The sequence below is a fragment of the Streptomyces lunaelactis genome, from assembly GCF_003054555.1.
Classification (GTDB): Bacteria; Actinomycetota; Actinomycetes; order Streptomycetales; family Streptomycetaceae; genus Streptomyces; species Streptomyces lunaelactis.
The window spans coordinates 6810013-6835222 of record NZ_CP026304.1 but is presented as its reverse complement, the minus strand read 5'-3'; the positions used below and the strand labels follow the sequence as shown (position 1 = coordinate 6835222).

Annotated in this window: 21 protein-coding genes; 7 read left to right on the top strand and 14 right to left on the bottom strand. The window is 70.5% G+C overall.

The window, feature by feature from the left end; translation table 11 throughout:
- Nucleotides 1–6: 6 nt before the first annotated feature.
- Nucleotides 7–1320: a cation:proton antiporter gene (locus SLUN_RS31330; RefSeq protein ID WP_108155041.1), complete on the bottom strand. Its 1314-nt coding sequence runs from the start codon at nt 1318–1320 to the stop codon at nt 7–9.
- Between the two features lie 386 nt (nt 1321–1706).
- Nucleotides 1707–1991, bottom strand: a complete 285-nt coding sequence (locus SLUN_RS31325) for a hypothetical protein (RefSeq protein WP_108153317.1) — start codon at nt 1989–1991, stop codon at nt 1707–1709.
- 392 nt (nt 1992–2383) lie between these two features.
- On the opposite strand from SLUN_RS31325, the gene SLUN_RS31320 reads away from it, so the two are divergent.
- Nucleotides 2384–3802 carry a DUF2252 domain-containing protein gene (locus tag SLUN_RS31320; RefSeq protein ID WP_108153316.1) on the top strand — a complete coding sequence of 473 codons (1419 nt, stop codon included), beginning with the start codon at nt 2384–2386 and terminating at the stop codon, nt 3800–3802.
- A 141-nt stretch (nt 3803–3943) separates the two neighbouring features.
- On the opposite strand, the gene SLUN_RS31315 is transcribed toward SLUN_RS31320, so the two are convergent.
- Nucleotides 3944–5230: an urease accessory protein UreH domain-containing protein gene (locus tag SLUN_RS31315; RefSeq protein WP_257153824.1), complete on the bottom strand. Its 1287-nt coding sequence runs from the start codon at nt 5228–5230 to the stop codon at nt 3944–3946.
- 73 nt (nt 5231–5303) lie between these two features.
- Complete coding sequence (locus SLUN_RS31310) at nt 5304–8693, bottom strand: outer membrane protein assembly factor BamB family protein (protein WP_257153823.1); 3390 nt, start codon at nt 8691–8693, stop codon at nt 5304–5306.
- Between the two features lie 203 nt (nt 8694–8896).
- Here SLUN_RS31310 and SLUN_RS31305 point away from each other — a divergent pair, with 203 nt between their 5' ends.
- Complete coding sequence (locus SLUN_RS31305) at nt 8897–9961, top strand: right-handed parallel beta-helix repeat-containing protein (protein ID WP_108153314.1); 1065 nt, start codon at nt 8897–8899, stop codon at nt 9959–9961.
- Between the two features lie 35 nt (nt 9962–9996).
- Nucleotides 9997–11055, top strand: coding sequence for a methyltransferase (locus tag SLUN_RS31300; protein ID WP_108153313.1), 1059 nt, complete (start codon nt 9997–9999; stop codon nt 11053–11055).
- An 81-nt stretch (nt 11056–11136) separates the two neighbouring features.
- Here the strand turns inward: SLUN_RS31300 and SLUN_RS31295 are convergent, their stop codons facing one another.
- The 7 genes from SLUN_RS31295 to SLUN_RS31265 all read right to left on the bottom strand — a co-directional run bounded on the left by SLUN_RS31295 (nt 11137) and on the right by SLUN_RS31265 (nt 16397).
- The gene (locus SLUN_RS31295; RefSeq protein WP_108153312.1) at nt 11137–11469 is read right to left on the bottom strand and encodes a TcmI family type II polyketide cyclase; all 333 of its coding nucleotides are present in this window, start codon (nt 11467–11469) and stop codon (nt 11137–11139) included.
- Between the two features lie 27 nt (nt 11470–11496).
- Nucleotides 11497–11976: an SRPBCC family protein gene (locus SLUN_RS31290; RefSeq protein WP_108153311.1), complete on the bottom strand. Its 480-nt coding sequence runs from the start codon at nt 11974–11976 to the stop codon at nt 11497–11499.
- Nucleotide 11977: 1 nt separating this feature from the next.
- Nucleotides 11978–12232 carry an acyl carrier protein gene (locus SLUN_RS31285; RefSeq protein WP_108153310.1) on the bottom strand — a complete coding sequence of 85 codons (255 nt, stop codon included), beginning with the start codon at nt 12230–12232 and terminating at the stop codon, nt 11978–11980.
- Nucleotides 12233–12248: 16 nt separating this feature from the next.
- Nucleotides 12249–13499, bottom strand: a complete 1251-nt coding sequence (locus tag SLUN_RS31280) for a ketosynthase chain-length factor (RefSeq protein WP_108153309.1) — start codon at nt 13497–13499, stop codon at nt 12249–12251.
- The gene (locus tag SLUN_RS31275) at nt 13499–14764 is read right to left on the bottom strand and encodes a beta-ketoacyl-[acyl-carrier-protein] synthase family protein (protein WP_108153308.1); all 1266 of its coding nucleotides are present in this window, start codon (nt 14762–14764) and stop codon (nt 13499–13501) included. The genes SLUN_RS31280 and SLUN_RS31275 overlap by 1 nt, the downstream gene beginning before the upstream one ends.
- Nucleotides 14761–15213: a cupin domain-containing protein gene (locus tag SLUN_RS31270; protein WP_108153307.1), complete on the bottom strand. Its 453-nt coding sequence runs from the start codon at nt 15211–15213 to the stop codon at nt 14761–14763. Before SLUN_RS31270 ends, SLUN_RS31275 begins: the two co-directional genes overlap by 4 nt.
- Nucleotides 15214–15281: 68 nt before the next feature.
- A complete protein-coding gene (locus tag SLUN_RS31265; protein ID WP_108153306.1) occupies nt 15282–16397 on the bottom strand; it encodes a SchA/CurD-like domain-containing protein in 1116 nt (371 codons plus the stop codon).
- 260 nt (nt 16398–16657) lie between these two features.
- On the opposite strand from SLUN_RS31265, the gene SLUN_RS31260 reads away from it, so the two are divergent.
- Together SLUN_RS31260 and SLUN_RS31255 are read left to right on the top strand one after the other, a co-directional pair.
- A complete protein-coding gene (locus SLUN_RS31260; RefSeq protein ID WP_108153305.1) occupies nt 16658–18289 on the top strand; it encodes an FAD-dependent oxidoreductase in 1632 nt (543 codons plus the stop codon).
- A 119-nt stretch (nt 18290–18408) separates the two neighbouring features.
- Entirely contained in the window at nt 18409–21102 is a 2694-nt protein-coding gene (locus SLUN_RS31255) for a SpoIIE family protein phosphatase (protein WP_108153304.1), read from the top strand.
- A 48-nt stretch (nt 21103–21150) separates the two neighbouring features.
- On the opposite strand, the gene SLUN_RS31250 is transcribed toward SLUN_RS31255, so the two are convergent.
- On the bottom strand, nt 21151–21756 hold the full coding sequence (locus tag SLUN_RS31250; protein ID WP_108153303.1) for a histidine phosphatase family protein: 606 nt from the start codon (nt 21754–21756) through the stop codon (nt 21151–21153).
- A 260-nt stretch (nt 21757–22016) separates the two neighbouring features.
- On the opposite strand from SLUN_RS31250, the gene SLUN_RS31245 reads away from it, so the two are divergent.
- Together SLUN_RS31245 and SLUN_RS31240 are read left to right on the top strand one after the other, a co-directional pair.
- Nucleotides 22017–22232, top strand: coding sequence for a CbtB domain-containing protein (locus SLUN_RS31245; protein ID WP_108153302.1), 216 nt, complete (start codon nt 22017–22019; stop codon nt 22230–22232).
- Between the two features lie 22 nt (nt 22233–22254).
- Complete coding sequence (locus SLUN_RS31240) at nt 22255–23031, top strand: CbtA family protein (protein WP_108153301.1); 777 nt, start codon at nt 22255–22257, stop codon at nt 23029–23031.
- A 124-nt stretch (nt 23032–23155) separates the two neighbouring features.
- Here the strand turns inward: SLUN_RS31240 and SLUN_RS31235 are convergent, their stop codons facing one another.
- Nucleotides 23156–24280, bottom strand: coding sequence for a sensor histidine kinase (locus SLUN_RS31235; RefSeq protein ID WP_108153300.1), 1125 nt, complete (start codon nt 24278–24280; stop codon nt 23156–23158).
- Between the two features lie 5 nt (nt 24281–24285).
- Complete coding sequence (locus tag SLUN_RS31230) at nt 24286–25062, bottom strand: response regulator transcription factor (RefSeq protein WP_108153299.1); 777 nt, start codon at nt 25060–25062, stop codon at nt 24286–24288.
- Nucleotides 25063–25210: the final 148 nt, after the last annotated feature.

Here is a 25210-nt window from a genome sequence, read left to right as displayed (position 1 = left end):
GGTCGGCTACGTCTCGGGCCGGTCGAGGGGACCGAGCCTGTGGCGCCCGGCGGACTCGGGTGCGGGTGTCCCCTCGCGCAGATCACGGGCGGTGGCCGTGGCCTTCTCGTGCCAGCGGCCGTACCGCTCGGCGAGGGCTACGGCCGAGACGCCGTGCAGGAGGACGCTGAGGCCGACGGTGATCGCGACCACGCTGCCCAGCAGTTCCACCCCGTGGACGTGTTCCTCCACCACGAGCAGTGCCAGCACGACGGACGCGAGACCGCGTGGCCCGAACCATCCGACGTACGCCACCGTGGGCGGCCGCAGCCTGCTCCCGGCGAGCGCCAGGGCCACCGGCACCATCCTGACGACGGTGAGGCTGAGCACCGCGTACAGGATGATCCGCCAGCTCAGGTGCTCCAGCGCAGGGCCGAGCAGCACCGCCCCGAAGACCAGAAGGCTGATCGACGCCAGGAGTCCTCCAAGGTTCTCGGCGAACTCGGCCGTGCGGTACGGGCCTTCCTTCTCGCCGACGGTCCGGTAACGGCGCAGGGCGAACCCGAAGGCGAATCCGGCGACCCAGGCGGCGATGAAGCCGCTGCCGTCCGTCAGGACGCCGAGTTCGTACGATGCTCCCGCGACGGCCAGCACATAGACCTGCCGCCACTCCCCGGTGACCCATCCCCTGGCCCGGGACCACTGCAGCAGCCGGCCGCCGAGCCACCCGATCAGCAGACCCAGCGCGGTGCTCAGCACGAGTGCGCGCCAGAAAACACCCTCGACGCCCTCTTCCGAATAATGCGTGCCCGGGATGGCTGCCAGGAACAGGACGAAGAACGGGAGCACCATGCCGTCGTTCAGGCCGCTTTCGACATTCAGCCCGTGACGTACGAGCGCCGGGACCCGGGGATGGGAGATGGCGGTCTTTCCGAGGGCGGCGTCGGTGGGGGCGAGGAGGGCGCCGACGAGTGCGAGCTCCCACACCGTCAAACCCGGCAGCAATGGCCAGGCAAGCAGCCAGCCCAGCCCGATACTCAGTGGCAGTCCGATGCCCAGCAGACGGCCGGGCAGAAAGCCGCCGGTCGCCAGGTCGCGTCTGCGGACCGTCATGGCGTCGGTGAACAGGACGAGCGTCAGGGTGGCTTCGAGTAGCGTGATGATCGGTGCGGCGTCGTGTTCCAGGTCGACGAGGTCGAGCACGGCCGGCCCGAGGAGGATTCCGGAGCCGACGAACACAATCGCCGACGAGAGCGGCGTCGAGGACAGCCGACGCGAGCCCAATGCGTACGCGGCGATGACTCCCGCCACAGCCACACCGGTCCAGGCGCCACTGCTCATCTTCGGGCCCTCCGGATCCACCGCCGGACAGTTCCGGCGGACTGTCGGCTCCTGCGGCGCTGCGGAAGTCCCGCTGGTCCCGCATGAACGCGCCGTTCGCCTCCTTTACGGAACGCGTCAGTCAGCACCCGGATCCGGTCCGGAGAACCCCCGTAGTCCCTGACAGGAGGCATCGCTCCACCCACCGGGCCGGGGACCCGGTGGGTGGAGCGGCTTCGCCGGACCTAGGGTCTTTCGTTTGGATCAGGCCGGATGAGTGAGCGGGGTCGGGTGCGTGCGATCGCAAGGCGGAGGAGGGAGGCATGGCGGAGCCATGCCGACCGACGACAACGCGGCGAGCGTGCGTGCCAGGGCACGCGAGCCCGGCAAGATCCAAACGAGAGGCCCTAGCGGGCGGGCGCCCCGTTCTGGGCGCCGGACGCGGACTGCCACGCCTGCATGCCCGCTCGGGACGCGTCCTTGGCCTGCTGCCACTTCATGGCCGCCTGCTGGGCGGGGGGCACGTCCATGTCGCGGATCATGCGCCGACCTGCCGTGAGCACGGCGAAGGCCGCGATGGCCATGCCGGAGCACGCCACGATGGCACCGACTGCGGTGAGCACGGCACCGGTTGTGACGAGCCGGGTGTCGATCTCGATCGTCCGCTGGGACTGGTGGTGGTGATGGTTCATGACTCCACCATCCGACGGGGGGAACCACCTCGCATCCCGGCCAACGGCTCATGACGCCGGCCCACCCGGGTGGTGGTACGTGTAGCCGTGGCGTCGGGCGAGGCGGCTGAGTGGCCCAAGTCGCCCGGAGCACCATCCGGAGATACGTTGTCAATAGAGATCAATATGACAATTTAACCCGTCGGGACCGCCGAATGCTCGCTCCGAGGACAGGGGCTGCCTCGTGCGTGGTCGGCACGGCGAGGATCCGAGCGAGGAACCCACAAGCGCCCGGCGGCTGAGCGACGACCTCGAGAGACAGGGGCTGCACCGAGCATTGGAGCGGTCAATCCGTCCCTGATGGGGCTCGCCAACGCCCTGCGCGTCGGCCACTAAATCGTGGAGCGTCCGCAATGACCGAGAACCACCTCTCCGGCGACGAGACACGGCACCTCACCCCGCAGGAGCGGTTCGCCCGCGGCAAGGCCGCGCGATCCGACGCACCCCGGTCCAGCCACGCCGAGTTCAGGCCCCCGCCGAAGCGCACGGACCCGGTGGACATCATCGAGAAGCAGTCCGCGACGCGGGTGCCGGAACTCGTACCGATCCGCTACGGCAGGATGAGTGAGGCGCCGTTCCGCTTCTACCGCGGGGCCGCCAGCATCATGGCCGCGGACCTCGCGGAGACGCCGCGCAGCGGGATCAGGGTGCAGTGCTGCGGCGACGCGCACATGCTGAACTTCCGGTTGCTGGCCTCGCCGGAACGCCGCCTGATGTTCGACATCAACGACTTTGACGAGACACTGCCCGGACCGTGGGAATGGGACGTCAAACGGCTGTCGGCCAGCCTCGTCATCGCGGGCCGGGCGAACGGCTTCAGCTCCAAGGAGCGGGCGACGGTGGTGCGGGCGGCCGTGCAGTCCTACCGTGAGCGGATGCGGAGCTTCGCCGGACTGAGCAATCTCGACGTCTGGTACACCCGCTTCGACGCGGACGAGCTGCAGCAGCAGTTCGCCCCGGTGCTGAGCGGCGGGGTGCTCGATCGCTGGGAAAAAACCCGGGAGCGGGCCCGTGCTCATGACACCCTGCAGGTCTTCGACAAGCTCACGCACGTCATCGACGGAAGGCGTCAGATCGCTCCCGATCCACCGCTGCTGGTACGGCTCCAGGATCTGCTGCCGGACACCGAACGCGGCGCGCTGGAGAAGGAGATCAGCCGACTGATCGAGCGCTACGGCCAGACCCTGCAGACGGACCGCCGGTTCCTGCTGGAGAGCTACCGCCTCGCCGACATCGCGCGCAAGGTCGTCGGCGTGGGCAGTGTGGGAACCCGCTGCTGGATCATCCTGCTGCTCGGCAAGGACAACGAGGATCCCCTCTTCCTCCAGGCCAAGGAAGCCGACGAGTCGGTTCTGGCGCCCTACGTCGGTGGCAGCACATTCGCCACGCAGGGCGAGCGCGTCGTCGCCGGCCAACGGCTCATGCAGGCCACCAGTGACATCTTCCTGGGATGGGAACGCGTCCAGGGCATCGACGGCAAGCGGCGGGACTTCTACGTACGCCAGCTGCGGGACTGGAAGGGAATCGCTGTCGCCGAGAACCTGTCACCGAAGAGGATGGGCCTGTTCGGGCAGCTGTGCGGTGCCACACTGGCCCGCGCCCACGCCAGGTCGGGTGACCGGATCGCCATTGCCGCGTACCTGGGCGGCGGTGACGTATTCGACCGCGCGCTGGCGACGTTCGCCGAGCTGTACGCGGACCAGAACGAGAATGACCACCAGGCCCTGGTCGACGCCATCCAAGCCGGACGGGTCCCTGCCGAAGCGGCCTGACGAGAGACTGAATTCTGAATCCGGCACGCGTGGCCGTCTCGTACAGCGCTGGTCCGCGCGGCTTGCCCTCGTGGCCCGCAACCGCGGCGGTAGTGATCCCGGCCCGACGCGCCGCGGCCAAGTATGTTTCGCGACCGGCCGCTACGGAGCCAGAACCCGCCCCGCCGCCAGCGCCGAGGCCACCGTGCCACCCGCGACGACCGCGGAGGCGGCGACGATCGGGACGCGCCGGCTCCACGTGCGCAGGGTCGGTGAGCCGGCGGCGCGGGCGAGCAGGGCGTCGCGGCCGCGCAGCACGATCAGGCCGACGCCCGTCAGGGTCAGCGCCATGCCGACGCCGAAGGCCGCGACCATCGCGGCCGCGGTGCCGACGCGTCCGGTGAGCAGGCCGGTGAGGAGAACGAGGAACGCCGACGGGGAGGGCAGCAGGCCGCCGGATGTGCCGAGGAGCACGATGCCGCGCCAGGTGAGCAGGGACGTGGTCGTCGGGATGTGGTGGCTGTGCCCGTGGTGACCGTCGTGGTCATGGTCGTTGTGGTGATGATGACCGTGGCTGCGGTTGCGCAGATGGCGCCGTAGCAGGCCCACCCCCACCGCCACCACGACCATCGCCGCGATCAGCTGCAGCCAGCCCGTCAGCGCGGCGATGTCCGGCGCGCTCTCCGCGGCGAGCCACCAGCCCACCGCGAGCGTCGCCACCGAGAACGTGTGCATCACGGCGACGACGGCGCCGAGCCACACCGCGTCCCGTGCCCGGCCCTCGCCGCCGACGAGGTATCCGGCCGCGAGCGACTTCCCGTGGCCGGGCGCCAGCGCGTGGAAGGCGCCGACGGCCGCGCAGACCAGCAGAGCCAGGGGCAGTACGACACGGTGCTCCAGCAGCGCCGCGAGGTCCGAGGTCCACACGCTGTCCGGCGCCGTGGAGGCGCTCGCGGCGGGGCTGCCGCCCGCGGCGAGGGCGAGGGTGCGCGTCGGCTCGGCCGCCGTGTGCAGGCCGCCTGCGCCCGACTCCGTGACCGAGATCGTCCGGTAGGCCCGGTCGACGTCGGTCAGCGCGGTGACGGTCAGGGCGATGTCGTCCACCGGCTCGGGGCACAGGTAGCGCAACACCGCGCCTTTGCGGGCGAGTTGGCTGGTGTCGGCGCCGTCCAGGCGGCACGCGTGCCCGCTCTGGCCCACACTGATGTGCGAACCGAGGTACGCCGCCTCGTCCCCGGCGGCCTGCTTGCCCAGGACAGCGATGTCGTCCTTCTGGGCGGACCAGGTGACGTCGACCTCCCGGCCCTCGGACGTGACCTTGGCCACCGGTGGCGTGCCGAACGGATGCGCCTGAGCGGCGGCGGCCGTACCGAGCAGCGTCAGCACGGCGATCAGGCCGACGAGGATCAGACGTGCCGCCCTGGAGCGTGCCGAGTTGAGCGATCGCACAGTGGTGCTTCCTGTCAGGAGTGGAAAGGCGGGCTGCCGCCCCCCGTGGGAGGAAGGCAGCCCGCCGGGTGGCTCAGCCGCCGTGACCGCGCAGACGGCGCGCGGCCAGCGCGTGGACCGAGCCGTCGTCGGTGAGGGCGAACACCCGGTCACCGCTGACGGACAGCGCCGAGGTCACGCCGCCGCCGAGGTTGTACTCGCTCAGCCGTGCGCCGGTGGCACGGTCCAGGACGACCAGGCGCCCGTCCCATGTCCCCGCGTAGAGAAGCGACTTGGTGGCCAGCGCGTGCATCGCGGGAGATCCGGCCCCTTCGGCGCAGCCCATCGCCACGCGCCACGTGTCGTCCAGCGGGCTCTCGCCCGGCAGATAGCCGACCTTGGTCTCCCAGAGCGGCTTGGACGGCTCTGCCGCCCCGGTGTCGTAGGCGCGTACGACACCGTCACGGCCGGCGATGTAGGCGATGCCGCCCCACACCGCGGGACTGGTCAGCGGAGCCCGGCCGGGCTCGCAGGTGCTGTTGCCGCCCGTCGCGGACTGCCACTGCACGGCACCCGTCGCGGGGTCGTGCACGCGAGCTCCGCTCGCCGTCATCGTCACCAGCTTCTGCGCGCCCGCGTCGGGGTCGGTGAGCGCCGGGGAGGAGTGGCTGTCGATGCCGCCGGAAGTACTCTGCACCCACAACTGGCTGCAGCGCGCGAGATCCATCGCGACCAGTGTGCTGCTCGAATCGGTGTGCAGATAGGCGGTGTTGGAGCCGGTCCCGCGCACCGTCGTGCTGTGGAACTGGCCCCAGTTGGTCGCTCCGCCGAAGCCGCCCAGCAGGTCGCCGGTTCCGGCGTCCCGGCACTCGATCCTGTTCCAGTTCTGGTAGACGGCCACCGTGCGCTGCTCGCCCGCGATGTCGAAGACGCTGACCGGGCCGCCTGCCCGGCCGTAGCGGCGAACGGTGCTGCCGTGCCGCTGCTCGTTCTCCACGGCCTGCCAGGCGATGTGTCCGTCCTTGGCGTCGAGCGCGTAGATGCGGCCGACAGCCGTGGTCAGGTAGACGTTCCCGCCATGGAAGGTGGGCGCCGACTCGGCGTCACCGTCCAGGTAGGTGCGCCAGATCTCGCGGCCGGACCGGATGTCGTAGGCGAGCATCATGCTGTACGGGGAGTCGAAGGCCCGGGACGAGACGATCACCTTGTCGCCGGCGACCACCGAGCCGTTGAGGTTGAACTGCTCACCGGTGTTGCGCGCCCACTTCAGGTCGAGCGCGGCGCCGGGGTTGTCGCCGCTCGCGGAGCGTCCTGCCTCGTCGCCGCCCTGGCGCAGCCAGTCCTGACCGGTCCGCGGGGTTGTCAGTTCGCGGTCGGGCACCACCGTGAAGGTGTTCTTGATGGCGGGCCACTTCGTGCCCCTGGTGTCGTACGCGGTCATCTCGGCCGTGTAGCTGCCGGGCCGCAGGCCGTGCAGCCGGTCGCTGACCCGGGTCCAGGAGATCCGGGCGTCCGGGCAGGGCTCCGGTTTGCCGCCCGGCGGCGTGTAGCAGTTCTCGATGCCGGGCCCGGACACCTCCGTACCGAATCTCAGGTGACTCTCGCGCCGGACGGTGCGGCCGCGGGCGTCGCGGACGGTCAGCGAGGCCGTGGCCGGCGTGCGGCCGTCGTCCTCGGCGTACAGCTCCACCGGGACGCCGGCTCCGGCGCCGTGCACGCTGCCCGCCGCGGGACTCACCAGCGCGGCGTCGTCGTCGACGTCGAACTGCCGGTGGGTGCCCTTGACGTAGCCGCTGTCCTCGTTGCGCGAGGTACGGGGGTTGTCGGTGATCTCCTTGAAGTCGAGGATCTTGTAGTCCGGGTGGGCGCCGTCGATGCCGTAGGTGCCCTGGTTGTTGACCTCCACCGAACGGTCGAAGGCGCCGCGGCGGAACTCGGCCTGCTGGTTGTGGCCGGCCGCGAACATCCGTACGTCGTACTTGGACAGCTCGTCGACGGTCGGCTGCATGCCCGTGCCGGGGCCCCACTGGGTGAACAGGGAGCGATGGGCGAAGACGAGCACCTGCTTGCCGGCGGCGTGGCGCTCGAGGTCCTCGCGCAACCACTCCAGCTGCGGCTTCAGCCCGGCGGCGTCGTAGTTGTCCTCCAGGACGACGATGTGCCGGCCGTTGCGGTCGAAGCTGTACCACTCGGGGCCGAGGTTGCGGCGGTAGTACTCCAGGCTGCCGCCGTACCCCTTCGAGGTGGCGGTGCCTCCCATGTCGTGGTTGCCGACCACCGGGTAGAAGGGGTGGCCCAGCTTCCCGTCGGTCAGGCCCTTGCTGAAGAGGTCGTACGCCCCCTGCCGGCGGGGCTCCTCCGCGTAGTCGGTGACTGTCAGGTCGCCGGTCGCGATCTGCATGGTCGCGCCGTCGGCCTCGGACATCGCCTGAACCTGGCCGGTCCACTGAGGCAGGACGGAGCGGGCCTCGGCGTCCGTGCGGTTTCCGACCTCGGGGTCGGAATTCATGATCCACTTCTCGGTGGGGTTCGCCGCGTTCCGGTCCCGTACGAGCGCGAAGTCGATACCCGCACCGCCGGCCTCGGAGACCTTCTTGAAGTACTGCGGAATGTAGTCCGCGCGCAGTACGGGCGTGTATCCGTCGGGCGAGACGATGCTGATCAGGTCGGTCTCGCGCCGGGCCGGGTCGATGCCAAGGGTGTACGAGCCGTCGGCGCCGGTGGTCGTCCAGACCGCGCCGTCCGTGACGTCGACGCCCGGCATCGGACGCTCACCCTTGTCCCGCTTGCCGTTGCGGTTGGCGTCCTGGAAGACGGTGCCCGTGACGGCGACCGTCGCCGCGGTCTCCTCGGCGATCGCCGTCTGCGGCGCCAGGAAGGACAGCGCCACGACGCCGACGGCGGCGAGCTTCAGCGGGCGGCGGCGCGAACGCGGCGCCTGGGCCGACCGGGGCGGCCGGAGGCGGCCGGTGCGGATCCGCCACAGGGCGGTGAGCAGGACGGCGGCGAGTACGAGGCCCAGGACCAGGGCGGTCCACGGGAAGCCGGGGGCCGCGTGGGCGCCGGTCGCGTCGACGACCGGCCGGGCCGCGTCGGCGTTGACCGTGGTGCCGTCGAACTCGACGACCACCTGGGTGAGTCCCGCCTGCCGCAGCATCCCGCTCAGGTCGAGCCGGTCGACGTGGCAGCTCCAGGCGAGCTCGACCACGACACCGCCGGGGACGCCGCCGCTGTCGCCGGCGACACCCGAGCCGTTGGCGGCGCAGCCCGCCGTCAGCAGCCGGGACGCCCAGGCGCCCGCGTTCTGCGGCGACACCACGTCGTGGTGAACGATCAGCCGACCGCTGGTGACGTCGTCATGGGTGGCGACGACAAGCTCGGCGTGCTGCGGCGACACATGCGCCGACGCGGGCTGCACGCCGTATCCGAACGCGAAGAACAGCAGCACAAGGCCGAGCCCGGCTGCTCTTTGTATGTGTTTCACGGACGGCGAGACTAGCCGCGCCCAGCAACTGTTCGAATCGAAATCGGGATGCTTCACCGAGCGGACCGCAAGAGTTCAGAGAGTGTCACCGAGAACGGCGCGCCCGGAACGTGTGACGGCGAAAAGAACCCGGTCGCGCACAGGATGTATCCATACGCTCACCCCATGTGGCGAGTGGCGATGATCGCCCATAGCTTCGGCTCATGACGAAACGACAGATCACGTGCCTCGCATGCATCGCAGTCGTCATGGTCTCCGGACTTGGCGCGGCTGCGCCATCCGCCGGCGCGGCCAGACACGCGGTGAATCCGGGCGATTCGATCCAGGAAGCGGTGGATGCCGCCAAGCCGGGGGACAGCATTGTCATCTCACCCGGCACCTACCGAGAGAGCGTCCTTGTCACCAAACCGGGCCTGACCCTGCGCGGGTGGGGTCCGAGGACGGTGATCGTGCCGGCGCCGGCGGCCACGCGGGCGGCGAACGCCTGCGCGGCGGCCGGCAACGGCATCTGTGTGCTGGGGACGGCCACCACGGACGTCGCCGGCGTCAGCATCCGTTCGCTGACCCTCTCGGGCTTCAAGAAGAACGCCATCTGGGCCTCCCGTACCGACCGGCTCAGCGTCCAGCAGGTGACGGCCGAGAAGAACGGCACCTGGGGCATCGCCCAGGAGCGATCCACCCGTGGGGTGTTCCGTAACAACACCGCCCGGGACAACGGCGATGCCGGCATCTTCATCGCGAACACGGTCGACCGGGAAGGCGGAGCGACCGACACCCGGGGGGCTGTGATCGCGGGCAACCGGCTGTCGGGGAACCGGATCGGAGTCACGCTCAGGCGGGTCAGAAACCTCACCGTCCGCGGCAACGACATGACGGCGAACTGTGCCGGCGTGTTCGTCGTGGGCGACGAGTCGAAGCCCGCGGCCGGGGCGATGACCATCCGCAACAACGACATCTACAAGAACAACAAGTTCTGCCCGGGCAACCCCCGTCTCCCGTTCCTCCAGGGCTCCGGCATCGTCCTCACCGGTTCCGAGGCCACCGTCGTCCGCTCCAACAGGATCGCGGACAACGTCGGCGCCTCGCCGCTGTCGGGCGGAATCGTGCTCTTCCAGAGCTTCGTGGGCGCCTCCAACACCGACAACGTCGTCAGGGACAACCGCGTACAGGGCAACAAGCCGGCCGACCTGGCCAACCGGGGCAGCGGAACGGGCAACACATTCCTCCGCAACAGGTGCCTGGCTTCCGAACCCGCAGGGATGTGCTGACCGGTGGTCCCCTTCACCAGGAGAATCGAGGCGGTATGGCGACCGTAAGTCCCACCTCCACCGTCGCGTCCGCCCCTGCGGCCACTCCGCAGCCGGCCATGCGTCTGCGGGAGCTCGTCTTCGGGGCGGCCTGCGCGGCTGCGGTACGTGCGGCGGCCCGGCTGGGCGTGGCCGACGCGCTCGGTGACACGCCGGCCACTGCCGAGGAGCTCGCAGCCGCGGTGAACTCCGAGCCGCAGCCGCTGCGCCGGCTGCTGCGCGCCCTGTCCTGCTACGGCATCTTCGTCGAGACCGAGAACGGGACGTTCGCCCACACGGACATGTCCCGGATGCTGCGCGAGGACGATCCGAACAGCCTGCGGTACATCGCCCTGTGGTGCACGGAGCCGTGGACCTGGGACGCCTGGCCGCGCCTCGACGAGGCGGTGCGGTCCGGCGCGAGCGTCTTCCACGAGATGTACGGCAAGGGGTTCTTCGACTACCTGCACCAGGACGCGCACGAGTCGGCCCATGTCTTCAACCGGGCCATGACCACATCCAGCATGCAGTCGGCGCTGGATGTCGCCGGGCTCCTCGACCTCACCGGGGTCTCGGTGGTCGCGGACATCGGCGGCGGCCAGGGGCATGTGCTGGCTAGTCTGCTGGAGAAGCACCCGGCCGTGCGGGGCACCCTGCTCGATCTGCCCGACGTGGTGGCGAAGGCGGACCCCCGGCTGCGTACCGGAGGCGCGCTGGCCCAGAGGGTGCGCATCGTGCCCGGGGACTGCCGCGAGGACATCCCGGTCGACGCCGATCTCTACATCATCAAGAACATCCTGGAGTGGGACGACGAGAGCACCCGCAGGACTCTGCGGAACATCGTCGCGGCCGCGCGGCCGGGGGCCAGGGTCGTGGTCATCGAGAACCTCGTCGACGACACCGCTTCGATGAAGTTCACCACGGCCATGGATCTGCTGCTGCTGCTCAACGTCGGTGGCGCGAAGCACTCCAAGGCGAGCCTCGTGGAGAGAATCACGCAGTCGGGTCTGGTCCTCGGTGACATCCGGCCGGTCAACCCGTATCTCCACGCTTTCGAATGCGCCGTGCCCGGGTGAGTCGGACCGGATACGACAACATCGCCCCGGGTCCGGCTCAGAGCCGGACCCGGGGCGATGGTCTGTCGCCACGGGGTTCTCTCAGGAGGTGCCGTCGCGGTCCCACCGGTAGAACTCGCGGGCCATCGCGTCCTTCGGGCTCCGCCAGGTCTCCGGGTCGTACGGGCTGACGAAGGCCGAGAGCCGGTCGCTGATGTCCCGGAAGGCCGGATGCTCCGTCACCTTCGCGATCTCGGGTCCCGGCGGCTTCTCGGACTCGATCAGATGCAGATACACATCGCCGAACTGGAAGAGTCTGCGCCGGGTGACGCCGACCAGGTGCGGCAGTTCGCCGGTGTCGGAGGCGGCGAACAGCTCGGCGATGTCCGCGGCCGACTCCGGCGCCATCCGGGCGACGATCAGGGCTTGGTGCATCGGTGTGCTCCCTTTCCTTGCCCGGACTCAGTTGGACGGGACCGCGGCGCTGCGGCCGTCGCGGTCACGCTGCTCGATCTTGTCCCGGATGAGTCCCAGCTGGACCCGGGAGTTGCGGTTGATGTTGTCGGTCATCCAGGCGTCGTCGACCGGGGCGTCGGGCTTCATCGCGAAGTCCTGCGTCCAGTGCATCCGGGTGCCACCGGGGACCTTGGAGTACTCCCAGCGGATGTCCATGCGCTGGAAGGGGCCGGTCTCGACGCGACGGGCCTGCACCGTGAGGCCCTTGCGGTCGGTCGTGCGCTCCGAGACCCAGCTCCAGACCTTGCCGTTCTCGTCGGGGTGCATGGTCAGACGGAACGTCGTCGTGTCGCCCTCCCGGGAGAGGACTTCGACCGACGCGTACTCGCTGAACAGCTGAGGCCAGCTCTCGAGGTCGTTGGTCATGTCCCAGACGAGGTCCAGCGGGGCGTTGACGGTGATCTCGTTCTCGGTGTGTCCGGACACTTCAGGCTCCAGTCATGAGGGTGTTGTTGACGAGGTCGAGGAACTCCTGCGGGGTCTTGCACCGGTCCGCGTCGGCGGGCAGGGGACGGCCGTGCCGGTTCTCCAGCTCGCCTACGATGCCGAGCAGGCCGAGCGAGTCGAGGCCGAACTCGTCGAAGCCGGCGTCGGGCCGGCTCGCCATGTCGGCGGGATCGACGGTGAGGCCCGCGCCCTTCTTCATCAGCGCGGCCAGTTCTTCGAAGGTCAGAGCGGACATGAGTGGGTTCTCCTTCTCACGAGGGGGTTTCGGTGGCGCTCCGCAGCACCAGCGCCGCGTTCGAGCCCATGAGTCCGCGGCTCAGCACCAGTGCCGTACGGAGCTCGGCGGGGCGGGCACGCCCGGTCACGACGTTGAGGTCGTGGCACACGTCGAAGACGTTCGGGGTGGGCGGTACGAGGCCGTGTTCCATGGCCAGCACCGCGGCCGCCGTGTCGAGCACGGGCCCCCCGCAGTACGCCCTGCCGGTACCGGTCTTGGGTGCGGTCACCGGCACCCGCCGGCCGTGTTCGCCGAGCACGTCGGCGATCGCCAGCGCCTCGGCGCGGTCGGCCGCCGGTACGCCGAGCGCGTCCGCGAAGACCACGTCGATCTCCTCGGGCGCGCAGTGGGCCTCCTCCAGTGCGCCTCGGATCGCCTGGGCCAGTCCCTCGCGGGACTGCTCCCACCGGGAGGGCCCGGTGAAGGTCGCGGCATGGCCGGACACGAAGGCCCGGATGTTGGCGCCGCGCCGCCGGGCCGCCGTCTCCTCCTCGACCACGAGCATCGCGCCGCCCTCGGCGGGGACGAAGCCGCAGGCGTCGGCGGTGAAGGGCCGGTAGGCTCGGTCGGGTTCCTCGCCGGTGCTGAGATCCTCGTAGCCGAGCTGGCAGACGACGGAGTAGGGCGCCAGGGGTGCTTCCGCCGAGCCGACCACGACCGCGTCGGTGCCGCGGCGGATGACGCTTGCGGCGTGCGCGAGCGCGTCAAGTCCGCCTGCTTCGTCGCTGGCCACGACGCCGCACGGTCCCTTGAAGCCGCCCCGGATGGAGATCTGGCCGGTGCTCGCCGCGTAGAACCAGGCGATCGACTGGTACGGGCCGACGAAGCGGGAGCCCTGTCCCCACAGCCGCTGCAGTTCGCGCTGTCCGAACTCGCCGCCGCCGGAACCGGCGGCGGTCACCACACCCACGGCGAAGGGCGAGCCCTCGTAGTCGGCGTGTCCGAGCCGGGCGTCCTCCATGGCGAGGTCCGCCGCCGCCATGGCGAAATGCGTGAACCGGTCGGTCTGGACGAGATAGCGCTCCTCGATCAGCGAGGTCGGGTCGAAGTCGCGCACCTCGCCGGCGACCCGGAGCGGCAGATGCTCACACCCTTCGCGGGTGACCCGGTCGAGGACGCTGATGCCCTCCTGTGTCGACTTCCAGAAGGCTTCGGTGCCGGCCCCGTTGGGGGCGATGACGCCTATGCCTGTGACGACGGTCTGCCGATCGTGCCGGGAGCTCATCATGTCCTCCCACTTGGTCGGGTCATGACGACCGCGGACTGGAATCCGCCGAACCCGCTGCCGACCGAGAGCACACTGCTGAGCTTCCGGGGGCGGGCGGTGCGCGGCACATAGTCCAGGTCGCACTCGGGGTCGGGGGTCTCGTAGTTCGCCGTCGGGGGCACCACCTGGTGGGCCATGGCCAGTACGCAGGCCACGAGTTCGATGGCGCCGATAGCACCCAGCGAGTGGCCCACCATGGATTTGATGGAGCTCATGGGCGTCCTGTAGGCGTGGTCGCCCAGCGAGCGCTTCACCGCGGCCGTCTCGTGCCGGTCGTTCTGTTTGGTGCCCGAGCCGTGCGCGTTGACGTAGTCGATCTGCGAGCTGTGGACACGGGCGTGGTCGAGGGCCGTGTCGATGGCTCGGGCCATCTCCAGGCCATCGGGGGTCAGCCCGGTCATGTGGTAGGCGTTGCCGAAGGTGGCGTAGCCCCCGATCTCGCAGTACACCCGCGCGCCGCGGGCCCGGGCGTGTTCCAGTTCCTCCAGGACGAGGACGGCGCCGCCCTCGCCCATGACGAACCCGTCCCGGTTGGCGTCGAACGGGCGGGAGGCGTGGGCCGGGTCGTCGTTGTTCGGCGACGTCGCCTTGATCGCGTCGAAGCAGGCCACCGTGATGGGTGAGATGGGCGAGTCCGACGCGCCGGCTATGCACACGTCGACCCGGCCCTCCTCGATGGAGTGGAAGGCGTATCCGATGGCGTCGAGTCCCGAGGTGCAGCCCGTCGAGACGGTCTGCACCGGGCCGTGGGCACCGACCTGTTCGGCGACCGCGGAGGCCAGCGAACTCGGCGAGAACGCACGGTGCAGATGCGGTTCGGCCGGGTGGTGGTCCACGTCCCAGTACGAGCCCTTGTCGCTGACGGCGACGTAGTCGTGCTCGAGACGCGTGGTGCCGCCGACCGCGGTGCCCAGCGAAACGCCCATGCGCCAGGGGTCCTGCTTCTCCGGGTCGAGACCGGAGTCGCGCATCGCCTCCCGCGCTGCCACCAGCGCGAACTGGATGTACCGGTCCGAGCGCGCGACCTGGTCCCGGTCGAGACCGTGCTCGGCAGGGTCGAAGTCGATCTCGGCGGCGATGCGCGAGCGGAAGCCCGTCGGGTCGAAGAGCGTGATGCCCCGCGTCGCCGTACGGCCGTTCGCGAGCAGGTCCCAGAACGCCGTGGCGCCCACTCCGCCGGGGGCGACGATACCGACCCCGGTGACCGCCACCCGCCGGTTCACGAAACCGCCCCAGTCCGTTCCGGGGGCATGCCCTGCTTGGCGCTCGCGGAGTGCTCGGCCGATTCGGTCTCCTCGGTGTCGACATGCCCGAGCTCCGGGCGCGGGGCGAGCGGGCCGAGGTGGAAGACCATGCGAGCCTCCACTTTTCCGACGTTACGGAACCGGTGGCGCATGTTCAGCGGGATCAGGAGCCCCTGGTCGGGCCGCATCGCGTGCGTCTCACCGTCCAGATCGACCTCGAGGAGGCCGCTCACGACGTACACGAACTCCTCGGAGTACGGGTGGTAGTGCTCACCGATGCGTTCGCCGGGCTGGACGATCGCCAGGCCCATGAAACCGCTGGTGGCACCCACCGCGGTCGGGGTGAGCAGGGCGCGCAGGTCGCCTCCGCGCCTGCGGTTGGGCTGGGTCTCGCTGAGATCCACGATGCGTGGGCGGTGCGTGGTCATGAGTGGTTCCTCCAGGTGCGATGCCCCCGAGGGCTTGGCCGTGCGGCCGCGAGGGGCCGGACGCTCGGTCAGGATTCCGGCGCCGCGGAGCGGTCGGTGATGAGGTGCATGTCGGAGCGGGCGAGGACGCCGGAGATCTCCTCGTCGCTGACCGGCACGCCGTCCTTGCCGTCGGCGAGCAGCCGGGTGAGCGTGGCCGCCTTGTGGGGGCCTTCGACACCGAACGACAGGGCAGGTCGCGCGTCGAGCGGGCCGGTCAGATCGATGAGCCGGACGACGATGTCGTCGCGCTGGAAGATCGTGCTGCTCACGATGGGGCTGCTGGGGCTGTCGGCCGCCGCCTCGTCCTGACCTGCGAGCAGCCGGGCGAGGGCCATCCCGCAGCCGTCCTTGGCCTGGTAGAAGAGCGCGTGCCGGTTGACATCGGCGGGGTTCTGCCCGTCGGCCGCCACGTGGTGCACCGCGGGGAGTGCGGCCCGGGTGAAGAAAACCCGCGCGGAGTTGGGGTCGTTGAGGTCCCGGTCCTGCTCCAGGTACGGGTTGATGGCTTCCTCGACGGCCCTGACCTCGGGCTGCTGGGACACGTGCCGCAGGGCCGCGAGCAGGTCGCCATGCACCTCGATGGCCCGTACGACGCGGTTGCCGTGCATGAAGAGCGAGGTGCGGCGCAGCCGGGTGTGCTCGTCGACGTGGGCCGCCGGGGAGGTGTACCCGGCCAGGATCTTCGCGACCTTCTTCTCACTGCCCGGCTTGACCGTGAAGGTGAGGGCGTGGCGTACCACTCCGTCCCCGACCCGGGGCGCCGCCTGGAGACCCTTGTGCGGCTCGGGTGCGACGGCGGGCTGTCCGGTCTCCCGCAGGACGCTGAACCGCAGCGACCGCGTGTCGCGTACGCAGCTGTGCAGCGGCTGGACGGTCTCGACGTGCTCCTCGCTGTTCACCCAGGCCAGGAAGGGCGGTGCGCTCTCCCATTCGCTGGTGATGAGCCACTGCGAGGGGTTCTCTATCGACTGGCACAGCTGGTCGCTGATGTGACCCGGCACCGATGCCACTTGGTTGCGGAGGTGCTCGTACGCCTCGAGGAACTGCTTCTGGGCGCCGTCGTGGAGGTCCAGCAGCAGCACGACTCGAAGCCTGGAGCCGTCGAAGGCGGACTGCGATATGCGTTCCGACAGGGTGGTCATCTCTCACACTCCTTCACGACAGCGCGACTGCCACTTCGCGTGGCCCTCGTCAGTCGTCGGTGGAATCCGCCCGGGTCAGCCACCCTGCGGATCGGACGGTCGGCCACTCAAGTCACGGGTGGCGCTCCCGGAACCGATCGTGGTCCGGTACCACGAGTGGCGCGAGAGGTGAGAACCATGCGGGTGAATGCGCGAGCGAACGGCTCCCCCACAGGGCATGGAAGTTCCATCCCCTAGGGCGGCAGGAGCTGGAGCACCTCATGGACGAGAAGGTCGACGAACGCGTACCGGTCCTCATCGTGGGCGGGTCCCTGGTGGGACTCTCCACATCACTGTTCCTGGGCCGCCACGGCGTCAGGCATCTGCTGGTCGAAAAGCACGCGGGCACCTCGAAGCACCCGCGCGGGCGCGGGAACAACGTACGGACGATGGAGCTGTTGCGGTCGGCGGGCATTGAGCCGGAGGTCCGGGAGGCCGCATCGGTCCTCGCGGAGAACCACGGAATCCTCCAGGCGCGGTCGCTGACCGGCGACGACCAGGAGTGGCTGTTCAAGGAGATCGACCCCGGTGGCGCGCTCGCGCGCTTCAGCCCGACCGGCTGGTGCCTGTGCAGTCAGAACGACCTCGAGCCCGTGCTGCTGTCCTGCGCCCGCGACCAGGGCGGCGACCTCCGGTTCTCCACGGAGCTGCTCTCCTTCGACCAGGACGCGACAGGAGTCACCGCGGTCGTGAAGAACCGGGACACCGGGGAGCACAGCACCGTACGGGCGGACTATCTCGTCGCGGCCGACGGGCCTCGCAGCCCTGTCAGGGAACAGCTGCACATCGGCCAGAGCGGCAACGGCGACCTGTTCCACAACGTGAGCATCACCTTCCGCTCCCGGCAGCTCGCCGATGTGCTGGGAGAGAGGCGCTTCATCGTCTGCTATCTGACCAACCCCGAGGCGGACGGAGCCCTGTTGCCGGTGGACAACGAGGAGCAGTGGGTCTTCCACGCGCCCTGGCACCCCGACCGGGGCGAGACGCTCGAGGACTTCACGGACGAGCGCTGCGCCGAGCACATCCGCACGGCAATCGGCGCGCCCGGCCTGGATGTTGAGATCACCGGCAAGGCGCCCTGGCACGCCGCGGAACGGGTCGCGGAGCGGTACTCCCAGGGCCGGGTCTTCCTCGCCGGGGACTCGGCCCACGAGATGTCCCCCACCGGGGCGTTCGGCTCCAACACCGGTATCCAGGACGCCCACAACCTCGCCTGGAAGCTCGCGGCGGTGCTGGAGGGCGCGGCGGGTCCCGGGCTGCTGGAGAGTTACGAATCGGAGCGGCAGCCGGTGGCGCGGGCGACGAGCGAGCGAGCCTCGTCCCGCTCGGCGGAGCACAGCCACCCCGGCTACTCGCCGGCCGTTACCCCGGGCGGGGGCCGACAGGGCGGGATGCTCACGGTGGCCATGGGCTACAGCTATCCCCGCGGCGCCGTCCTGGGTGCCGACCCGGAGCGTCCCGTCGTGCCCGAGCGGATGCAACTGGGCGGCGACCCGGGCACCCGGGCCCCGCACATGTGGCTCGTCGAATCCGGTGAGCGCCTGTCCACGCTGGATCTGTACGAGCGGTCCTTCGTCCTGCTCAGCGCCTCGGGCACACCGTGGCGCGCAGCGGGCCAGAAGGTCGCCGAGCTGCTGGCCGTACGGCTGGACGCGTACGCGATCGGTGAGGGCCCGGACGCCGATCTGGCTCCCGAGAAGGACGGCGACTGGGCCGAGCTGCACGGCACCACGGCCGACGGCGCGCTGCTGGTGCGGCCGGACGGCTTCGTCGCCTGGCGGTCGCCGGGCGCGGTTCCCGATCCGGTGGCGGCGCTCCACGAGGTCATGACGCAGGTGCTGAGCCGGGCCTGAGAACCCCGCTGAATCCCCTTCTTCGCACGGGCGAAGAAGGGGATTCAGTCGCGTCTGTGACGCCGAGGACCTAAGGTATGCAGATCGCCCGGCGCATGCGGGAGGTGTAGAAATAGCACATGGCCGGACGCTACGGCCGCCCGCGTTCGGTTCTGCGCATGCGAACTGTCGCTGGTCAGGTCTTTCTCCTGCAGGTGGCGATCGTGGTGCTGCTGGTCGCCATCGCCGTGGTGGCGCTCGTGCTGCAGTCACGCGCCGACAGTGAGCGTGAAGCCCTCAACCGGTCCATCGCCGTGGCCGAGACGTTCGCCGCTTCGCCGGGCATCGAGGCAGCCCTCAAGAGTCCCAACCCCACCGTGGTGCTCCAGCCGCTGGCCGAGAAGGCCCGTGTGCGGTCCGGCGTCGACTTCATCGTCGTACTGAACACGGACGGAATCCGCTACACGCACCCCCTGCCCGACCGGATCGGCAAGCAGTTCGTCGGCAATCTGAAACCCGCGCTGGCCGGCGGCATCGTCACCGAGAAGATCATCGGGACCATCGGGCCCCTGGTGCAGGCAACCGTGCCCGTCACGGACAGTAAGGGCAAGGTCGTCGGGCTGGTCTCCGCGGGGATCACCATCGAGCACGTCAGCGGTGTGGTCGAGGACCAGTTCCCGCTCCTGTTCGGCGCCTCCGCCGCGGTGCTGCTGCTCACCACGGGCGGTACGGCGCTGGTGACCCGACGGCTGCGCCGCCAGACGCACGGCCTGGGCCCCGGCGAGATGACACGCATGTACGAGCACCACGACGCGGTGCTGCACGCCGTACGCGAAGGGGTGATCATCGTCGGCGGCGAGGGCCGGCTGCTGCTCGCCAACGACGAGGCGCGCCGGCTGCTCGATCTGCCCCCCGACGTGGAAGGGGTCCCGGTCACCGAGCTCGGCCTGGATCCGGTGACCGCCCGGCTGCTGGACTCGGGGCGGATAGCCAACGACGAGGTGTACCTGGTCGGGGAACGGCTGCTGGCCGTCAACCAGCGGCCGACGGACCAGGACGGCGGGCCGCCCGGCAGTGTGGCGACGCTGCGCGACACCACCGAGCTGCAGGCGCTCACCGGCAGGGCCGATGTGGCGCGGGGGCGCCTGAAGCTGCTGTACGACGCCGGTACGGAGATCGGCACCACCCTCGACGTGGTCCGCACCTGCGAGGAGCTGACGCAGTTCGCAGTGGCCCGCTTCGCCGACTACGCCACCGTCGACCTGGTGGAGGCCGTGCTGCGCGGCGAGGAGCCGAGCGTGACGGGCGCGGGCACGGAGATGCGCCGTACGGCCTTCAGCGGTCTGCGCCAGGACACCGCGCTCTATCCGCTCGGCGAGCTGATCCACTTCGTTCCGTCCACACCGCTGGGTAACGGCCTGGGCTCGGGAGAGGCGGTCCTGGAGTCGGATCTGGCCGACTTCTCGGGGTGGCAGGAGCAGCATCCGGAGCGGGCCGGGAAGCTCGTCGACGAGTACGGACTCCACTCGATGATCGCGGTTCCGCTGCGCGCCCGCGGCGTGATTCTCGGCGTGGCGATGTTCTGGCGCTCGGAGAAGCCAGAGCCGTTCGAGGAAGAGGACCTGTCCGTCGCCGAGGAGCTGGTCGCCCGCGCGGCCGTGAGCGTCGACAACGCACGGCGCTACACCCGCGAGCACACCATGGCGGTGACCCTGCAGCGCAGCCTGCTGCCGCGCGGCCTGCCCGAGCAGAACGCCATCGACGCCGCCTACCGGTATCTGCCCGCGCAGGCGGGCCTCGGCGGGCTCGGCGGTGTCGGCGGCGACTGGTTCGACATCATCCCGCTGCCCGGCTCCCGGGTGGCGCTCGTGGTGGGCGATGTCGTCGGTCACGGACTGCATGCCGCGGCCACCATGGGCAGGCTCCGCACGGCGGTCCACAACTTCTCCGCGCTGGACCTGCCGCCGGACGAGCTGCTGTGGCATCTGGACGAGCTGGTCGCCCGTATCGACCAGGACGAGGCCGTCGACGAAGCCGAAGCGGGCGTCACCGGAGCCACCTGCCTGTACGCCATCTACGATCCGGTCTCGGGCCACTGCACGATGGCGCGGGCGGGCCATCTGCAGCCCCTGCTGCTGCGGCCGGACGGCAGCGCGGAATTCGCCGATGTGCCGGGCGGCCCGCCGCTCGGGCTCGGCGGCCTGCCCTTCGAGACGCTGGACATCGTGCTGCCGAAGGACACCCGGCTGGTGCTGTACACCGACGGGCTCGTGGAGGACCGGCACCGGGACATCGACGAGGGCCTCGCGCTGCTGCGCAGCACCCTGGCCGACCACCCCGCCAGGACACCGGAGGAGACCTGCGAGGCGGCACTGCGGGCACTGCTGCCCCAGAACCCCGCCGACGACATCGCGCTGCTCGTGGGGCGTACGCGCGTACTGGACAGCGCCCGGGTGGCCGACTGGGAGGTCCCGTCGGAGCCCTCGGCGGTGTCGCGCGTACGGGCCACGGTGACCGGCAAGCTGAACGAGTGGGGCCTGGCCGAGGAAGCCTTCACCACCGAGCTGATCCTCAGCGAGCTGGTCACCAATGCGATCCGGTACGCCGGCGGCCCGATCCGGGTACGGCTGATCCGTGACCGCAGCCTGATCTGCGAGGTCTCCGACCACAGCAGCACCTCGCCCCATCTGAGACAGGCGGCGATCACGGACGAGGGGGGCCGGGGACTGTTCCTCGTCGCCCAGTTCGCGGAGCGCTGGGGCACCCGCTACACCGCGGACGGCAAGGTCATCTGGACGGAGCAGCCGCTGCCGGGCGGCCAACAAGAAGCCTGACCTGCTGCCCGCCCGTATTCAATCGCCTTCCATCGCCTTGAATCGCCTTCAATCGCCGGACGGGCTCGGGGTGAGCCCTTCGGGCGACGGAGTCAACGGGCGTCCGCAGCGCAGGTTCCAGCGACCCGCCCGGCCGCTGAGTTCGGTCAGGGTCAGCGGCGCGATGTCGAGGCGCCAGAACGCCTCCGCCGGCAGCGCCAGCGCATGCACGATCGCCGCACGTGCCACCGCCGGTTCGGTCACCGCGAGCACCCGCCCGCTGTCGCCCGGCAGGGATGCGAGCCACCCGCCGATCCGGGCGCACAGCGCCAGCAGGGACTCGCCGCCGTGCGGGGCGGCCGACGGATCCGTCAGCCAGGCCGACACCGCCTCGGGCTCGCTGACGCTCACCTCCTCCAGGGTGCGCCCGCGCCAGACGCCCATGTCCCAGTCGCCGGGCGCCGGTTCGTCCTCCACCCGCAGTTCCAGCGCCTCGGCCGTCTCTCGGCAGCGGGCCGACGGGCCGCTCAGCCGCCGGTCGGCGGGCGGCAGCGCACCGGCCGCCGCCCGGGCGCTGCGGGCTCCGGCAGCGTCCAGCGGTCCGTCGCTCCCGAAGCGCGCCTCGCGCAGCGCGGCACTCATCGCAGGTGAGACCAAGATCACCCGTACAGTCATTCCGTGCGCTCCTCTCGCTCGGCGGCCCACGCGCCAAGCAGATCACGGGCGTTGGGGCGCCCCCCGTGCGCCCGTGCGCCATAGCGTCGCAGGCCACCAAGCGGTACGGTCTCGTGGACATGACGACGGTGTGACGGAAGCCCGGTGAGAATCCGGCACGGTCGCGCCACTGTGAACCCGTTCCTGTGCGGGAAGTCAGACCCAGCACCTTCGTCTCAGGCACCACGATCGGGACGCGTGTTCCCCCAGGAGGTTCTGCCATGGCACAGTCTGCTGCGCCCGCCACCGCCGCGCCGGCCATCACCCCCATCTCGCTGAAGGCGATCGCCCCGTGGGCGCTCTTCTTCGGCGTACTGATGCTCGTCCTGCTCTACTTCGTCGGCGCCGAGCAGGGCGCCACCTCGCTCATCTCCGGTGAGAACGTGCACGAATGGGTCCACGACGGACGCCATCTGCTCGGTTTCCCCTGCCACTGAGAACCCAGGGGACACCTCACTCATGAACTCCATCTCTGTCAGAGCCCTGCTCGTTCGCGGCATGCTCGCCGGTCTGGCGGCGGGCGTCTTCGCCCTCGTCGTCGCCTACCTGCTCGGCGAGTCCCCGGTGGACTCCGCCATCGCGTTCGAAGAGGCACACAGCCACAGCCATGACCACGGCGGCGAAGAACTCGTCAGCCGCACCATGCAGTCGACGTCCGGCCTCGCCACCGGTGTGCTGGTCTTCGGCGTCGCGATCGGCGGCATCGCCGCCCTCGCCTTCGCTGTGGCGCTCGGCCGCATCGGCAGCTTCGGCCCGCGCGCCACGGCCGCGCTGGTCTCCCTCGGCGCGCTGCTGACCGTGTACGTCGTGCCGTTCCTCAAGTACCCGCCGAACCCGCCGGCCGTGGGTGACCCCGACACGATCGGCCAACGCACAGCGCTCTACTTCCTGATGATCGTGCTCAGCGTCCTGCTCACGATCGCCGCGGTGATCCTCGGCAGGCGGCTGGCTCCCCGGCTGGGCAACTGGAACGCGACGGTCGCCGCCTCGGCCGCCTTCGTCGTGGCGGTCGGGCTCGCCTTCGCCTTCCTGCCCTCGTTCAACGAGGTACCCAAGGGGTTCCCGGCCACGGTGGTCTGGGACTTCCGGCTGGCCACGCTCGCCATCCACGTCACTCTCTGGACCTTCTTCGGGCTGATCTTCGGTCATCTCGCGGAGCGGCTCCTGGTGCCGAGCGCGGACCGGGCGGCCGCGGGAAGCAGCACGGCCTCGCGGGCAGTCTCCGCCGCGAACTGACGTACCGCGTCCGCATCACCAGAACCCGCCGGGCCTGCTGCCCGGCGGGTTCTGGCATGCCTCATACGGTCCGATACGAACGCTCAGCCGGAAGTCCGGTCGACCGACTCCGACCGGCGCGGTATCAACTGCCGGGAGCGGGAGCCGCCGCGGGCAGTGTCACCTCGAAGCGGCAGCCACCCGTCACATTGCGCACGCCCGCATGGCCCGCGTGGGCCTCGACGATGCCGCGGACGATCGCGAGGCCAAGGCCGGCGCCCGCCGGGGGCGTACGGGCAGGGGTGCCGCGCCAGCCGGTGTCGAAGACACGCGGAAGGTCTTCCTCCGGGATGCCGCCGCAGCCGTCGGTGACGGACAGGACCACCCACTCCTCGCGCCGTTCCGCGGCGACGGCGACCGTGCCGTCGGCGGGAGTCCGGCGGATCGCGTTGACCAGGAGGTTCGCCAGGACACGGGTCATCTCCTTGCCGTCCACCTCGACCGGGACCGCCTCGACACCGTCGCCGACCAGGCGTACGCCCTGCTCGCGGGCGAGCGGGTCGGCCCCGGCGAGCGCCTCGCCGACCAGGTCGTACACCGACATCCGGGTGGGGGTGAGCGCCAGCGCGCCGGCGTGGATACGGGAGAGCTCGAAGAGGTCGCCGACCATGGAGTTGAGGCGGTCGACCTCGGTACGGATCAGCCGGAAGTAGCGCTCCGGGTCCTGGACGACGCCGTCCTCCAGGGCTTCGGACATCGCGCGCAGCCCGGCCAGCGGGGTGCGCAGATCGTGGGAGATCCAGGCGACGAGCTCGCGGCGGGAGGTCTCCAGGGCGCGTTCACGCTCCCGCGACGCGGCCAGCCGCTCACTGGTGGCGGCGAGTTCCCGGCTGAGTGCTGCCAGTTCGGCGGTGGATTCACCGTCGGGCGCGGCGAAGGAGCCGCCGTCGCCGAACGAGCGTGCCGCCAGGGCCAGTTCACGGCTGCGGGCGACGACCCAGCGGCCGAGCAGCAGCGCGGTGGCGAGCGAGACGACCGCCGCCATCGCGACGACCGTGGTGACGACGGTCAGGTCGTGCCGGGACAGGAACATCGCCTGGGCGACCGCGAGTGTCCCGGCGAGCATCGCGGTGACGGCGACGGCGGCGACGACCGTCAGGGAGACGGCGACGGACCGATGGCGCAGCAGGCGCAGCGCCACGGCTCCGACGAGACCGGCTGCCGCGGCCCCCAAGAAGGCGAAGAGGGCGATGAGGAGCATGTCACGCACAGCGATCAGACCCCTTCCCGCGGTACGTCCCCGTTGCCCGGTACGTGTTCCTGTTCCCGCTCCTGTTCCCGCTCCTGTTCCCGCTCCTGTTCCTGGGGCACGTCGAAGCGGTAGCCCACGCCCCACACCGTCTGGATCAGCCGCGGCCTCGCCGGATCGTCCTCGATCTTGCCTCGCAGCCGCCGCACATGGACCGTCACGGTGGACAGATCACCGAACTCCCAGCCCCATACGTCCTGCATCAGCCGCTCCCGGCCGATGGCCTCCCCCGGATGCCGCATCAGATGTGCGAGCAGGTCGAACTCCCGTAGGGTCAGACCGAGTTCGCGGCCGTCCTTGGTGGCCCGGCGGGCGGCCGGATCCAGGGCGATGCCCGCAGCCGCGAGCCCGGGACCCGCCCGACGCTCGCCCGCCGCGCCGCCCCGGCGCAGTACGGACTCGACCCGCAGCACCAGCTCGCGCGGGCTGAACGGCTTGGTCACATAGTCGTCCGCGCCTACCTCGAGACCGAGGATGCGGTCGTCCTCGTCGCCGCGCGCGGTCAGCATGATCACGGGTACGGGGGCGAGCGCACCGCCCCGGAGCCTGCGGCACACCTCCAGGCCGTCCATGCCCGGCAGCATCAGATCGAGGACGACCAGATCCGGCCGCCGTCCGGCGGCGAGCCGGAGCGCCTCCGGTCCGTCGGCGGCCCGGTCCACCGTGAAGCCGGCGCGCTCCAGATAGCCGGTGACGACCTCGGCCACGGTCGGATCGTCGTCGACGACCAGGATGTTGTGCATACCTCCAGTGTCCTCGTGCGCAGCACGGAACACCGGGCGGGCCGGCTTACGAAACTGTGACGCCCCGGGCCGCCGGCGACGGTGCCGCCCGCTTCGACGCGGGCCCGGGCGCGAAGCGCACACCATCGAGGCTACGGGCGCTAAGCGG

Excerpts from the sequence above, each read along its gene's own strand:
- SLUN_RS31255 (WP_108153304.1), top strand. The coding sequence starts at position 18,409 with ATGGCCGGACGCTACGGCCGCCCGCGTTCGGTTCTGCGCATGCGAACT.
- SLUN_RS31280 (WP_108153309.1), bottom strand. The coding sequence starts at position 13,499 with ATGAGCTCCCGGCACGATCGGCAGACCGTCGTCACAGGCATAGGCGTC.
- SLUN_RS31285 (WP_108153310.1), bottom strand. The coding sequence starts at position 12,232 with ATGTCCGCTCTGACCTTCGAAGAACTGGCCGCGCTGATGAAGAAGGGC.
- SLUN_RS31265 (WP_108153306.1), bottom strand. The coding sequence starts at position 16,397 with ATGACCACCCTGTCGGAACGCATATCGCAGTCCGCCTTCGACGGCTCC.
- SLUN_RS31270 (WP_108153307.1), bottom strand. The coding sequence starts at position 15,213 with ATGACCACGCACCGCCCACGCATCGTGGATCTCAGCGAGACCCAGCCC.
- SLUN_RS31250 (WP_108153303.1), bottom strand. The coding sequence starts at position 21,756 with ATGACTGTACGGGTGATCTTGGTCTCACCTGCGATGAGTGCCGCGCTG.
- SLUN_RS31260 (WP_108153305.1), top strand. The coding sequence starts at position 16,658 with ATGGACGAGAAGGTCGACGAACGCGTACCGGTCCTCATCGTGGGCGGG.
- SLUN_RS31300 (WP_108153313.1), top strand. The coding sequence starts at position 9,997 with ATGGCGACCGTAAGTCCCACCTCCACCGTCGCGTCCGCCCCTGCGGCC.
- SLUN_RS31245 (WP_108153302.1), top strand. The coding sequence starts at position 22,017 with ATGGCACAGTCTGCTGCGCCCGCCACCGCCGCGCCGGCCATCACCCCC.
- SLUN_RS31325 (WP_108153317.1), bottom strand. The coding sequence starts at position 1,991 with ATGAACCATCACCACCACCAGTCCCAGCGGACGATCGAGATCGACACC.
- SLUN_RS31295 (WP_108153312.1), bottom strand. The coding sequence starts at position 11,469 with ATGCACCAAGCCCTGATCGTCGCCCGGATGGCGCCGGAGTCGGCCGCG.
- SLUN_RS31230 (WP_108153299.1), bottom strand. The coding sequence starts at position 25,062 with ATGCACAACATCCTGGTCGTCGACGACGATCCGACCGTGGCCGAGGTC.
- SLUN_RS31330 (WP_108155041.1), bottom strand. The coding sequence starts at position 1,320 with ATGAGCAGTGGCGCCTGGACCGGTGTGGCTGTGGCGGGAGTCATCGCC.
- SLUN_RS31320 (WP_108153316.1), top strand. The coding sequence starts at position 2,384 with ATGACCGAGAACCACCTCTCCGGCGACGAGACACGGCACCTCACCCCG.
- SLUN_RS31240 (WP_108153301.1), top strand. The coding sequence starts at position 22,255 with ATGAACTCCATCTCTGTCAGAGCCCTGCTCGTTCGCGGCATGCTCGCC.
- SLUN_RS31305 (WP_108153314.1), top strand. The coding sequence starts at position 8,897 with ATGACGAAACGACAGATCACGTGCCTCGCATGCATCGCAGTCGTCATG.